At 75.1% G+C, this 13215-nt stretch carries 9 protein-coding genes and 1 tRNA gene; 4 read left to right on the forward strand and 6 right to left on the reverse strand.

Annotation, left to right across the window (positions count from 1 at the left end; all coding sequences use genetic code 11):
- The first annotated feature begins 25 nt into the window (after positions 1 to 25).
- The 4 genes from sbnB (at position 26) to AB0P03_RS04360 (ending at position 3813) form a co-directional block, all read left to right on the forward strand.
- Positions 26 to 1057, forward strand: a complete 1032-nt coding sequence (gene sbnB, locus AB0P03_RS04345; protein ID WP_363587390.1) for a 2,3-diaminopropionate biosynthesis protein SbnB — start codon at positions 26 to 28, stop codon at positions 1055 to 1057.
- Positions 1058 to 1232: 175 nt separating this feature from the next.
- Positions 1233 to 1721 (forward strand): MaoC family dehydratase, encoded by a 489-nt coding sequence (locus tag AB0P03_RS04350; RefSeq protein WP_363587392.1) that lies wholly within the window; start codon positions 1233 to 1235, stop codon positions 1719 to 1721.
- A 164-nt stretch (positions 1722 to 1885) separates the two neighbouring features.
- A complete protein-coding gene (locus AB0P03_RS04355) occupies positions 1886 to 3205 on the forward strand; it encodes a histidine kinase (RefSeq protein WP_363587394.1) in 1320 nt (439 codons plus the stop codon).
- Positions 3169 to 3813 (forward strand): response regulator transcription factor, encoded by a 645-nt coding sequence (locus tag AB0P03_RS04360; RefSeq protein ID WP_063348719.1) that lies wholly within the window; start codon positions 3169 to 3171, stop codon positions 3811 to 3813. Before AB0P03_RS04355 ends, AB0P03_RS04360 begins: the two co-directional genes overlap by 37 nt.
- 60 nt (positions 3814 to 3873) lie before the next feature.
- On the opposite strand, the gene AB0P03_RS04365 is transcribed toward AB0P03_RS04360, so the two are convergent.
- The 6 genes from AB0P03_RS04365 to tmk all read right to left on the reverse strand — a co-directional run bounded on the left by AB0P03_RS04365 (position 3874) and on the right by tmk (position 12983).
- Positions 3874 to 3947: transfer RNA gene (locus AB0P03_RS04365), tRNA-Thr, on the reverse strand.
- A gap of 82 nt (positions 3948 to 4029) precedes the next feature.
- Positions 4030 to 4695, reverse strand: a complete 666-nt coding sequence (leuE, locus tag AB0P03_RS04370; RefSeq protein WP_363587396.1) for a leucine efflux protein LeuE — start codon at positions 4693 to 4695, stop codon at positions 4030 to 4032.
- A gap of 89 nt (positions 4696 to 4784) precedes the next feature.
- Positions 4785 to 6497 carry an alpha/beta hydrolase gene (locus AB0P03_RS04375; RefSeq protein ID WP_363627797.1) on the reverse strand — a complete coding sequence of 571 codons (1713 nt, stop codon included), beginning with the start codon at positions 6495 to 6497 and terminating at the stop codon, positions 4785 to 4787.
- Between the two features lie 140 nt (positions 6498 to 6637).
- On the reverse strand, positions 6638 to 7759 hold the full coding sequence (locus AB0P03_RS04380) for a hypothetical protein (protein WP_363627798.1): 1122 nt from the start codon (positions 7757 to 7759) through the stop codon (positions 6638 to 6640).
- 274 nt (positions 7760 to 8033) lie between these two features.
- Entirely contained in the window at positions 8034 to 9245 is a 1212-nt protein-coding gene (locus tag AB0P03_RS04385) for a DNA polymerase III subunit delta' (RefSeq protein WP_363627900.1), read from the reverse strand.
- Between the two features lie 225 nt (positions 9246 to 9470).
- Entirely contained in the window at positions 9471 to 12983 is a 3513-nt protein-coding gene (gene tmk / locus AB0P03_RS04390) for a dTMP kinase (protein WP_363627799.1), read from the reverse strand.
- Between the last annotated feature and the right edge of the window lie 232 nt (positions 12984 to 13215).

Raw genomic sequence — 13215 nt, forward strand, 5'->3', positions numbered from 1 at the left:
CCCTCCGACCAGGAGCACTGTTCCCATGAATCAGGTACCTCCCTTCGCCGTGGTCTCCGGCGCCCAGGTGCACGAGGCCCTCAACGGGCACGAGGACGAGGTCGTCGCCACGGTCGAGGCCGCGTACCGGCTGCACGGCGAGGGGCAGACGGTCAACCCGGACTCGTACTTCCTGCGCTTCCCCGACCGCCCGTCCTCCCGGATCATCGCGCTGCCGGCCTCGGTCAAGGGCGAGGTCGGCGTGCACGGCATCAAGTGGATCTCCAGCTTCCCGGACAACGTGGCGGCCGGCCTGCCGCGCGCCTCGGCCGTCCTGATCCTCAACGACGCCGAGACCGGCTACCCGTTCGCCTGCCTGGAGAGCTCGATCATCAGCGCGGCGCGCACCGCCGCCTCCGCGGCCCTCGCGGCGGCCCGGCTCGCCGACGCCCGCGGCGAGCGCCCGACCCGGGTCGGCTTCTTCGGCGTCGGCCTGATCGCCCGCTACGTGCACACCTACCTCGCCGCCAACGGCTTCGACTTCACCGCGGCCGGCGTCCACGACCTGTCCGCCGAACACGCCGAGGGCTTCTCCGACTACCTGCGCCGGGCCGAGGGCGAGGGCGTGGAGATCACCGTCCACGACAAGGCCGAGGACCTGATCCGCTCCAGCGACCTGGTGGTCTTCGCCACCGTCGCCGGCGAGCCGCACGTGACGGACCCGCAGTGGTTCTCGCACAACCCACTGGTGCTGCACGTCTCGCTGCGCGACCTCTCCCCCGAGATCGTCCTCGACTCGTGGAACGTCGTCGACGACATCGAGCACTGCATGAAGGCCGGCACCTCGCCGCACCTGGCCGAACAGCGCGTCGGCCACCGCGAGTTCGTCGCCGGCACGCTCTACGACGTGCTCACCGGCACGATCACCCCGCCGTCCGACCGGCCGGTGGTCTTCTCCCCGTTCGGCCTCGGCGTACTCGACATGGCCGTCGCCAAGCACGTCTACGACCGCGTCCTCGCGGCCGGGCAGCTGTACACCGTCCCGGACTTCTTCCACGAGCTCAAGCGCTACGGCTGAGCCCTCCCCGCCCCGTCCCGGAGGCCCGCCCGCGCTCCCGGCGCCGGCGGGCCTCCGGCCTTTCCCGCCGCCCCGCCCCCTCCGCTGACGGCCAACTGACGCCGCGCTGACCGAACGGCCCCCCGGCCCCCCGACGCCTTGTCCGCGCCATGGACGGCCGCCCAGAATCACCCGCATGAGATCCTTTGCCAACCTGGCCGAGTTCACCGGGGCGACCGGGGAGCACCTCGGCTACAGCGAATGGCTCGACGTCACCCAGCACAGCGTCGACCAGTTCGCCGACGCCACCGGCGACCTCCAGTGGATCCACGTGGACCCGGAGCGCGCCGCCACCGGCCCGTTCGGCGGGACCATCGTCCACGGCTACATGACGCTCGGCCTGCTGCCCGCGATGATGCGCGCGATCTTCGAGATCCACAACGTCGAACTGGGCGTCAACTTCGGTCTGGACAAGGTCCGCTTCCCCCGCCCGGTCCCGGTCGGCGCCCGGGTCCGCGGCGGCGCCAAGGTCACCAGCGTCCGCGAGACCCCGATGGGCCACCTGGCCGCGGTCCGGATGACGGTGGAGGTCGAGGGCCAGCAGCACGCGGCCTGCGTGGCGGACACCCTGTCCCTCTTCGTCGCCGCCCCCGACACCGCCGAGGGCGCATCGGACGGCTTCTGAGCCCGCCCGCCGACGTCACCGCCGCCGCCAGGTAGAAGAACCTCCCCCTCCGGTCGCGCAAGAGGGGGGTTATTACTACCGATTTCGCCGCGCCGCCCCCGCCAGAATGGTCACACGGCCACCACGGCCGGGGCACAGCGAACGGCACCAGAGAGGAGCGGGCCATGGACCGCACGATGAAGCTCGGGGGAAGCCCCTCGGCGGTCGAGATCAGGGGATTCTCCGTCCCCGCCGGATTCACCGGACTGCGGCGGGCGCTGGCCCTCTGCTGGATGTCCGTCGCGGCCTTCGGGCGCTCGCTCGGGGTCACCGGCGCGATCTCCCTGGTCGGCCCCGGCCTCGGCCTGGTGCCGCGGGCCATGGAGCGCGTCCGGGCACTGGCCGCCCGCCAGCGCGGCCTGTCCGAGCGCTGGTCCGGCGTGCAGATCCCCGGCCCGCCCAGCGGCCTGCCGGCCGCCCCCGAGGGCGCCTCGGGGGCCGTCGCCCGCTACCGCTGGATCATGAGCGACCCGCAGACCAAGCGGGAGTTCACCTGGGTGCTCACCGACCCGATCGTCGGCGGCTTCCTCGCCTTCATGCCGATCGCCGTCCTGCTCAGCGGCTTCTGGGGCATCTTCCTGGCCTTCTTCGGCGTCCCGCTGTCGACCCAGTGGGACGGCCTCTGGTACCAGTTCATCCCGATCGACGGCCAGGCCACCGCGGTGCTGGCCGGCGTCCTCGGCGTCCTGCAACTGCCGCTGGCCCTGTGGATGGCCCCCCGCGCCATCCGCAAGCACGCCCGGTACACCCACTCCATGCTCGCCCCCAGCGAGCAGGAACTGATGGCCAGCCGGATCGAGCACCTCACCACCACCCGCAGCACCGCCGTCGACACGCAGATGGCCGAGATCCGGCGGATCGAACGCGACCTGCACGACGGCGCCCAGGCCCGCCTGGTCGCGATGGGCATGACCCTGGACGCCGCCGAACACCTGCTGGAGACCAACCCGGAGGCCGTCCGGGCCCTGCTCATCGAGGCCCGCCAGTCCTCCTCCAAGGCCCTGGAGGAGATCCGCAACCTGGTCCGCGGCATCCACCCGCCGGTCCTCGCCGACCGCGGACTCGCCGACGCGGTGCGGGCGCTGGCCATGGTCTGCCCGGTCCCCACCGAGGTCGTCGTGGACCTGCCCGGACGCCCCGAGATGCCCGTCGAGTCCGCCGCCTACTTCGCGATCTCGGAGATCCTCACCAACGTCGCCAAGCACTCCGGCGCCGACCGGGCCTGGATCGACATCCGTTACGATCACGGCATGCTGCGCATCACCGTGACCGACAGCGGCCGCGGCGGCGCCGACGCCACCCGGGGCACCGGCCTGCGCGGCATCGAGCGACGACTCAGCACGTTCGACGGAGTCCTGGCCGTGAACAGCCCCGTCAACGGCCCGACCATGGTGACGATGGAGCTTCCGTGCGTATTGTCCTCGCCGAAGATCACTTCCTCCTGAGGGACGGCCTGATCCGCCTCCTCCAGGCCTACGGACACGAGGTGGTGGCCGCCGTCGACAACGGCGCCGACCTCCTCGCGGCCCTCACCGAGCAGCAGCCGGACGTCGCGGTCGTCGACGTCCGGCTTCCGCCGAACTTCACCGACGAGGGCCTGCGGGCCGTCCTCACCGCCCGCCGCACCATGCCCGACCTCCCGGTCCTGCTCCTCTCCCAGTACGTCGAACCGCTCTACGCCCGCGAACTCCTCGCCAGCGGCGGCCGCGGCGTCGGCTACATGCTCAAGGACCGCGTCACCAACGGCTCCCAGTTCCTCGACTCGATCCGCCGCGTCGCCGACGGCGGCACCGCGATGGACCCCGACGTCATCTCCCAGCTCCTCGTCCGCAAGGAACGCGACGAGAACGTCGGCAGCCTCACCGACCGCGAACGCGAAGTCCTCGAATGGCTCGCCCAGGGCCGCTCCAACGCCGGCATCGCCCAGGGCCTCTTCATCACCGAGAAGGCCGTCGCCAAGCACATCAGCAACATCTTCACCAAGCTCGGCCTCCTCCCCACCGACGGCGACAACCGCCGCGTCCTCGCCGTCCTCGCCTACCTCGACCAGTAACCCGCCCCACCCCACGCAAAAGCCCCAGGTCACGGCGAGTGAGTCCTGGGGCTTCTACAGAGCCGCCTGCGGGATTCGAACCCGCGACCTACGCATTACGAGTGCGTTGCTCTGGCCAGCTGAGCTAAGGCGGCGCCGTTGTCACGCGTGGTGGCAACGCGGGCCAGTCTACACAGGTTTCGCGGGTGATCCACACCCGGTTGGCGGGGGTGGGGGTCAGGCGGAGGAGACGGCGAGTTTGGCGGCGAAGCCGGCGAAGAGGACGGCGACGCCGCTGGTGAGGGTGGCGGAGAGGCGACGGCGGCGGCGGAAGGCGGTGGCGAGGGTGGTGCCGGCGAAGATCAGCAGGGAGAGGTAGAGCACGCTGAAGGTCTGCAGGATGCCGCCGAGCAGGCCGAAGGAGAGGGCCGGCTGCCCGTAGGCCGGGTCGACGAACTGGGTGAAGAAGGAGAGCAGGAAGAGGATCGCCTTCGGGTTCAGCAGGCTGATCACCAGGGCGCGGCGGAACGGGCGCTCGACGGGTTCGACGGCCGGTTCGGCGGTGGCGGCGGGGTTGTCGGGGCTGTCGGCGGTCCGGCGTTCGCGCCAGAGCTGGCGGGCGGCGCGGAGCATGCCGTAGCCGATCCAGAGCAGGTAGGCGGCGCCACCGAGCTTGACCACGGCGAAGACGGCCGGGTTGGCCTTGAGGAGGGAGGCGGCGCCCAGCGAGGTGAGGCTGATCAGGGTGAGGTCGCCGACGAAGACGCCGACGGCGGCCTGGTAGCCGGTCCGGATGCCCTTGCGGGCGGCGACGGACAGCACGTACAGGGAGTTGGGGCCGGGCAGTAGGACGATGACGAGGGCGCCGAGGACGTACGTCGCCAGGTCGTTGACTCCGAGCACGGTGCGCTCCGGGGAGGGGAGGGGATGAGGGCGGGGGGCGCTCATCGTAACGTCGCACCGGCGGTCGGTTGAAGCGGGAACCATCCCGCCTACCGGGTGCAGCGCGCGCCCGGCTCCGGTGCCTCGCCCGCCAGCAGGTAGCGGTTGACCGCGCCGTCCACGCAGGCGTCGTGGTGCGCGTACGCGGTGTGGCCGTCCCCGTCGTAGGTGAGCAGGCGTCCGGACTCCAGTTGCCCGGCCAGCGCCTGGGCCCACGCGTACGGGGTGGCCGGGTCGCGGGTGGTGCCGACGACGACGATGGGGGCGGCGCCGGCGGCCCGGATGGTGTGCGCCGTGCCGGTGGCCCGGACCGGCCAGTAGGTGCAGGCCAGCGCCATCCACGCCATGTCGCGGCCGAAGTGCGGCGAGGCCTGTTCGAAGTCCGGCACGGCGCGCTGGACGTCCTCCGGCCCGGCGAACGGGGCGGGCAGGTCGAGGCAGTTCACCGCCGTGTTGGCGAACATCAGGTTGGGGTACGAGCCGTCCGCCTCGCGCCCGTAGTAGGAGTCGGAGAGCCTCAGCAGGCTGGTGCCGTCGCCGGCCTTGGCGTCGGTGAGCGCGGTGCGCAGTTTGGGCCAGAGGAAGTCGGCGTACATGGCCTGGATGACGCCGGTGGTCGCCTGGGCCTCGGTGAGTCGCCGGTCGTGGTCGGTGCTGGGCAGCGGGCTGGCCTGGACGGTGGCGAGCAGGGCGGTGAGCTGCTCGCCGATCTGCTGTTCGGTGCGGCCGAGCGGGCAGTCCTCGTGCTTGGCGCAGTCCTTGGCGAAGGCGGCCCAGGCCGTCTCGAAGCCGCCGGCCTGGGTGCGGTTGCCGGTGACCGAGTCGAGCGACGGGTCCACCGCGCCGTCCAGTACCAGCCGCCCGACCCGGCCGGGGAAGAGCCCGGCGTAGGTGGCGCCGAGGAAGGTGCCGTAGGACTTGCCGACGTAGTTCAGCCGCTCGTCGCCGAGCAGGGCGCGCAGCACGTCCATGTCGCGGGCGGCCTCGACGGTGCCGAGGTGGCCGAGCGCCGCCCCGGCGCGCTGGCGGCAGCCCTCGGCGAACTCCTTGTCGGCGGCGACCAGGGCGTCGATCCCGTGCTGGTCGCCGGGGGTGAGGTCGACGGCGGTGTAGGCGTCCATCCGGTCGCCGCTCAGGCAGGTGACCGGGTTGCTGCGGCCGACCCCGCGCGGGTCGAGGCCGACCAGGTCGTACCGGGCGCGCACGCCGCTGTCGTACGTCCGCGCGGTGGCCTCCAGGTACTCGACCGCCGAGCCGCCGGGCCCGCCGGGGTTGAGCAGCAGCGAGCCGAGCCGGCCTCCCCCGGCCCCCTCCTTTGAGCCCGAGCCCGCCGGGACGGCGGTGGCGCGGGCCGCCACCAGGGTGAGGTCGCCGTCGCCGGGGCGGTCGTAGTCCAGCGGCACCCGGAAGGCGGTGCACTCGAATCCGCCGTCGCACGGCTGCCAGTCGAGCCGCTGCGCGTAGTACGGGGCCAGCCCGGCCGGGACGGCGGCGGGCAGCGGCTCCAGCGGCGTGACCCCGGGCGCGGCCGGGCTGGACGGCCCGGCGCCCCCCGCCCCGGACGAACCCGCTGAACCCTCTGAACCCTCTGAACCCGAGGAACCCGAGGAACCCGAGGAACCCGAGGAACCCGAGGAACCCGAGGAACCCGAGGAACCCGACGAGCTCGTCGAACCAGACGAACTCGAGGAACCCGCACCGCACCCGCCCGCCAGCAGCCCGACGGCGAGCGCCGCCGCCAGTACCCGCCCGGTGGCCCTCATCCGACCCCTCGCGATCATCCGAGCCCTCTCGATCGTCACCCAGGGTCGTCGCCCGGCGACCCGACTCGCATTGCACCACAGCACGCCGCCCGGCACCCGCTACGGGCACCGGGCGGCGACGCCCCGTCCGGGACGGCGGCTCAGGACGCCTTGGCCAGCGCGTCGGCCAGGTACTGCGCCGCCTGCCGGACGAGCCGCATCCGCTCCCGGTCGGGGGTGTAGTCCTGCACGTTGTCGGAGATCTTCACCTCAGCCTTGGCCGCCGGTCCGGCCCCGGCCGTGAGCGCGGCCTGGAGCTTGCGGGCCGCGTCCAGCCCGGCCGTGTCGGCCTTGGCGGCGGCCAGCAGGAGCTTCGCCGCGCTGCCGGCCGGGGCCTCGGCGCCGGCCTGGGTGAGCGCGGCGGCGTCGTAGCGGCCGGACACCGCGGCGGCGGCGCCGTACAGGTCGGGGCGGGACAGCACGGCGGCGGCGGCGCACGGCGCACCGCCCTCGACGCCGAGGGTGCCCCAGGAGGCCGGGCCGGGCGCCAGGATGCGGAACGAGGCGGCGATGGCGGCGCGCAGCGTCTCGTCGTCGGCGACGGCGGCCGGCGCGGCGGCGACCAGGTCGCAGGGGTGCGCGGTGCCGTTCGGCGCCTCGGGGGCGACCAGGATGAAGGGGCGGGCGCGGCCGGTCTGCAGGGCCGCGGTGAGGCCCTCGAAGACGTCCGGGACCTCGGCGTCGGCGGTCTTGCGCGGGGTGGCCGCCTGCATCACGACGACGGGGAAGCGCGCGTTCGGCTCCTTGGCGTACTGCGGCGGGAGCCAGACCCGGACGGTGCGCGGCTGCCCGTCCGGGCCGGGCACGGCGGACTGCAGCAGCTCGCCGCCGCCCGGCTGGCCGACACCGTCGAAGTGGCTCACGGCGGCGGAGGCCGCGGCCGGCTCCGCCACGACGGGCGGCGCCGGCTGCTGCCGGACCGCCGGTCCCCCGCCCTGGCCCGTACCCGCCGCGTCGACCACCGGCTCGGCCCGGTCCGATTCCTGGCCGCGGGGGGTCAGGCCGCCGAACGCCCCGAGCGCCGTGAGCAGCGTCAACGCGGTGACGCAGACCCCGCAGATCATCGCTCCGGCCGCCCGCACCAGCATCGGCCAGCGTTCACCGGCCAGTTCGTACGTCGCGGCGGCGCGCAGGTCGCGCCAGCGCTGGAGCGCGCCGCGGGCCAGCCAGATCCCGCCCAGCGCGGCCATCAGCAGAGGGATGACGAGGAGCGAACGAACCATGGGACGCACCGCCTCGGGAGGAGGGCCGGCGCCGGACGGGACCCGGTGCCGTACGGGGGCGACGGCCCCGGCACCGGGGCACAGTCGGCCCCCAGCGTGCACAACGGGCGGACGGTCACACGCGGGTGTGCCCGGCGCGTATCGATCATTCACTCGAAGGTGGGACAACGGGACGGCTCCGGGAGGCCTACGCCGGGCCTACGCCGGGCGTTCAGCCCGACGGGCCCACCCCGGAACGGCCCGGCGGCGCGGCAGCGCGGCAGCGCGGTTCAGCTCAGCCCGCGCGCAGCGCCACCGTCATCGCCTCGACGGCGAGCAGCGGATCCACGTTGCGGTCCAACGCCTGCCGACAGGCGAGCACCGCCTCGATCCGGCGCAGCGTGCTCTCCGGCGGGCCCTCCTGCGCGACCCGGTTCAGGGCCTGCCGCTGGTCCTCGTTGGCGAGGGTGCCGCTGGAGCCGAGCTGCAGCGCGAGCACGTCCCGGTAGAAGCCGAGCAGGTCGAGCAGTGCGACGCCGAGGGTCTCCCGGCGGGTGCGGGTGGCCCGGCTCTTCTGCCGCTTCTCCAGTTCCTTGACCGCCCCGGCCATGCCGCGCGGCGCCTTGCTGCCCTCGGTGGCGCCGTAGGCGGCCTTCAGGTCGTCGGTCTCCTTGGCGTCCTGGGTCTCGGCGAGCGCCTCGGCGTCGGCCTTGGCGGTGTCGACGAGGCGCTGGGCGGCGGCCAGGCAGCCGCCGATGTCGGCGACCTCCAGCGGGATCCGCAGCACCTCGGCGCGGCGGGTGCGGGCCTGGTCGTCGACGGCGAGGCGGCGCGCGCGCCCGACGTCGCCCTGCCCGGCGAGCGCGGCCAGCCGGGCCGTCTCCGGGTCGACGCCGTCGCGGCGGACCAGCATGTCGGCGACGGCCTCGGCGGTGGGCGTGCGCAGGACGAGCAGGCGGCAGCGCGAACGGATGGTCGGCAGCACGTCCTGGACGGAGGGGGCGCAGAGCAGCCAGACGGTGCGCGGGGAGGGCTCCTCCACGCCCTTGAGCAGCGCGTTCGCGGCGGCCTCGGTGAGCCGGTGGGCGGCGTCGACCAGGATCACCGACCAGCGGCCGCCGGTCGGGTAGCTGGAGGCGCGCAGCACGAGCTCGCGCATGTCGCCGACGCCGATGGACAGGCCGTCGGTCCGGACGTACTTGACGTCGGCGTGGCTGCCGGCCAGCACGGTGTGGCAGCCGTCGCAGAACCCGCAGCCGGGCGTACCGCCGAGCGCGAGGTCCGGGCTGGTGCACTGGAGGGCCGCGGCGAACGCGCGCGCAGCGGTGACCTGCCCGGCCCCGGGCGGGCCGGTGAACAGCCAGGCGTGCGTCATCAGGGAGGCGTTCCCGCCCGGCTGCGGGCCGGCTCCGCGGCCGGCCGCGATCGTCGCCCCGGCCGACCGGGCGGCGGCGGTCAGCTGCTCGACCACCCGCTCCTGGCCCACCAGGTCGTCCCAGACGGCCACTGCTGCTCCCAAGCTCCGTACGGCAGCGCTCCCGGCGCCTCTTCCCCGCCGTCGAGCATACGTGTCCGCTCCGACAGCCACGGCGCCCTCCGGGGTGCCCACCACCGAAGGAGGCGCCCCGACGCCGAAGGCGACGGGCGGCGCCGCCGGAGCTCTCCACCCCGACGACGCCGCCCGTCGTCCGTACCGCTGTCCTGCCGGCGTCCGTACCGCCGCAGCCCGAGGTCAGCCCCGACGGCCCCAGCGACGGCCCTTGCCCTTGCCGCCGCCCTCGCCCTGGTCGCCCCCGGGGACGGGCCGGTCCTGGCCGCCACGCGGGTCCTGCGGGGCTGGGCCGCCGTGATTCCAGCGCGACCACTCGTCACGCGAGCCGAGCAGGGTGTCGGTGAGGCTCGGCAGGTCGTCCATCGGCGTCTCCTCGGCCCACTCCGGCCGGGGTCGCTCGGCGGTGGCCTGCGACTCGTCGGCGGGCTGCGGCTCGTCGCCGACCACCGGCAGCTCGCGGGTGCTGTCCACCGGCTCCTCGCGCCACAGCCCCGGCGGCACCCGGTCCTCGGTACGGCCCGCCTGGGTACGACCCGCCCCCGCACGGCCCGGCTCCACCCGGCCCGGTGCCGGGCGCTCCGGGGCAGAACGCTCCGACACAGGACGCTCCGGCGCCGGACGCCCCGGCTCGATCCGCGGCAGCACAGCGGTCCGGTCCGCCTCCTCCGTGATCTTCGGCAGCACGGCCGTCTCGTCCACGGCGGTCGACGGGACGACCGGCAGCTGGGCGGTCTCGTCGGCGGCCTCCGCCGCCCGGACGGCCGCCCGGCTGTCCCGCAGCGACAGCTCCCGCGTCGCCTCGTCGGTCCCACCGGGCCCGGGAGTGCCCACGGACCCCGCCCCCGGGACGTCCCGGACGGCCCGCAGCTCGGTGGTCACGGCATCACCAGGAGCCGAACCAGCAGCCTGACCAGCAGCCGAGCCTGAGGCCGGACCGGCCGGACCGGCCGAACCCGCCAGGCCCGCCGAACCCGCCGCCGCCCGATCCGCCGTCGTCTGCGCCGCCGCAGCCGCGGCCGCGAGCGCGGCGGCCTGCGCCAGCCGGGCCTCCTCGGCCCGCTGCAGCGCCTCCTCCGCCCGGCGGCGCTGCTCCTCGCGCTGGAGTTCGCGCTGCCGCTGGAGCTCCGCCTGGGCGGCCGCCTCGTCGGCGAGGCGCTTGCGCTCGGCGGCCTCCGCCGCCAGCCGGGCGTCCTCCTCGGCCTTCCGCTTGGCCTCCTCCTCGGCGCGGCGGCGGGCTTCCTCCTCCGCCCGGCGGCGGGCCTCCTCCTCGGCCTTGCGCCGGGCCTCGGCGGCGGCCCGCTCGGCCTCCTCCTTGGCCAGCCGCTCCTGCTCGGCCTGTTCGGCCCGCAGCTGCGCCAGCACTTCCTGCCGCTTGCGCTCGGCGGCCTCGGCCTCGGCCTTCTTGCGGGCCTCCTCGGCGGCGCGGCGCTCGGCCTCTTCGCGGGCGAGCCGCTCCTGCTCCGCGCGGGCGGCCTTCTCCTGCTCGGAGAGCGGCAGCTCGCGGTCGAGCCGGTGCCGGATCGCGGTGGTGACGAAGCCGGGGGCCTGACTGCCGTCGACGACCAGGTAGCGCGCCGGGTCGGCGGCCGCGAGGGCGAGGAAGCCGGCCCGGACCCGCTGGTGGAACTCGGTGGGCTCGGACTCCAGCCGGTCGAGCGCCTCGGTGAAGCGCTCCCGGGCCCTGGTCGGGTCGACGTCCAGGACGACGGTCAGGTCGGGCAGCAGCCCGCCGGTCGCCCAGCGGGAGATCCTGGCGACCTCGGTGGCGGCCAGGTCGCGCCCGGCGCCCTGGTAGGCGATGGAGGAGTCCATGTACCGGTCGGTGATCACCACGGCGCCGCGGGCGAGGGCCGGCCGGATGACGTTCTCGACGTGCTCGGCCCGGTCGGCGGCGTAGATCAGCGCCTCGGCGCGGTGCGACAGGCCGGTGTTGCCGACGTCCAGGACGAGGCCGCGCAGCCGCTGGCCGACCGGGCTGCCGCCGGGCTCGCGGGTGAGCACGACCTCGTGCCCCTTGCCACGGATCCACTCGGCGAGCGCCTGGGCCTGGGTGGACTTGCCGGCGCCGTCGCCGCCCTCCAGGGCGATGAAGAAGCCGGTGCCGGCGCCCTGGCGCGGGGCCGGGCCGACGGCGCCGCGCACCGCGTCGACCAGGTCCCGGCCGAAGGGCGCGGTGCCGCGCCGGTCGTCGGTCCGCAGCAGGACGACGGCGGCGAGGACGAGCGTGAGCAGCCCCGAGGTGGCGACGGCGAGAGCCGCGCCGCCGTGGATGAAGGTGAACGAGCCGGGCTCGACCGTGCCGTACTCGACGTCCCCGTACGCCGCGGCGATCAGCGGGACGACGACCAGCGCGGCGCCGACCACGACCCGCAGCACCGCGTACAGGTGCTCGGTGACCTTCGGCAGCCGGGCCTCCTCGACCTCCTGGCCGAGCAGGGTGCGCCCGGCGGAGACGACGATCCCGGCGGTGAGGCCGGCCAGCACGGTGAGGGCCAGGACGAGGACGAAGTCCAGCACCAGCCCGGCCAGGATCAGCGCCACGCCCTCGGTGAGCAGCGCCAGCGCGAGCAGGCGGCGGCGCGAGAGCGCGGGCAGCGTGGCCCGGGTGAGCCGGGAGCCGAGGGCGGGCGCCGCGGTGGCGGCGAGGACCAGCAGGCCGTAGCCGATCGGCCCGGCCCGGTGCTCGGCGGCGGTGAGCAGCGCGAGCGCGGCGACGCCGGCCATCGAGGCGTACCCGGCGGCGACGGCGAAGGTGAAGTACGGGGCGCTGCCGGTGCGGCCCTTGCTCAGCGCGGGGCCAGGGGTGGCGTCGGTGGGGGCGCGCAGGCCCTGCAGCGGCGAGTGCGGGGCGCCGGCCACCGGGCCGACGGGCAGCTGCTGGAGGTAGTCGCGGGCGGCCGAGGCGGCGAACAGGCCGGCCGCGCCGAGCGCGGCGAGGGTGAGCTGGTGGGCCCGGAGCCAGTCCGAGCCGAGCGCCGCGCCGATGTTGTTCAGCAGGGTGAGGGCGACCAGGCCGGCGGCCGCGAGCGGCAGGGTGGCCCAGCCGGTGAAGCGGTCGATGCTCCGGACGGTGTCCAGGTGGGCGGCGGCGGGCCGCTGCTCGGCGGCGGGGGCGTACGGATCGGCGGGCGGCAGCAGGCCCGGGACGGCGGCGTCCTTGGCGATCCCCCGGACCCGCTCGGCGGCACCGGTGACGAACACCGTGGCGAGCAGGACGTAGGCGGCGGCGCCGGAGGGCTTCGGGCCGGAGCCCAGCCAGACGGTCCACCACGGTGCGAGGCCGATCAGCAGGGCGCACAGCGCGTCGGCGCCGAACAGCGTCCAGCGCCGGTCCAGCCGGCCGGCGACCAGCCGGTGCACCGGCCCGAGCAGCGCGACGCCGACCAGCCCGGTGGCCGCCAGCCGGACGGCGAGGACCGCCGTGACGGCGAAGGCGAGGCTGCGCGGCAGGTCGCCGAACCGGCCGCCGAGGGCGACGGCGATCACGGTGAGCGCGAGCAGCACCAGCAGGCCGAGCCGGTCGGCGGTGCCGCCGATCAGCTGGGTGGTCCACAGGCGCCGGTAGGGGCGCGTCCGCAGCAGCGCGCGAGCCCGGTCGACCGGGGTCCCGGCTGGCGCGACCTCGGGCAGCCCGGACGTGGCGTCGCGGGCGGCCGGGGCGGCGCTGGGGGTGGGCTGCTCCTCGCTCGTCATACGGTCAGCGTAGCGGGCTGAGGTTGACCGGAATGAGATGAACGGGGTTCCGGATCCCGCTCATCACCGGGTTGTGACGTTCCGCGCACACCGTCCGCCCGGCCTCGGGCCCGCGTCCCCGGGGTGGGGTCGCGGGCCCGTGAGCACTGGCGGGCACTGGCAGGCACTGGCAGGCACTGGCGGAGACGCCGGCGAAGGCGCTGGCAGCGGCACCGACGGCGCCCCTGTCGGA

It is taken from the genome of Kitasatospora sp. NPDC088779 (assembly GCF_040685395.1).
Lineage (GTDB): Bacteria > Actinomycetota > Actinomycetes > Streptomycetales > Streptomycetaceae > Kitasatospora.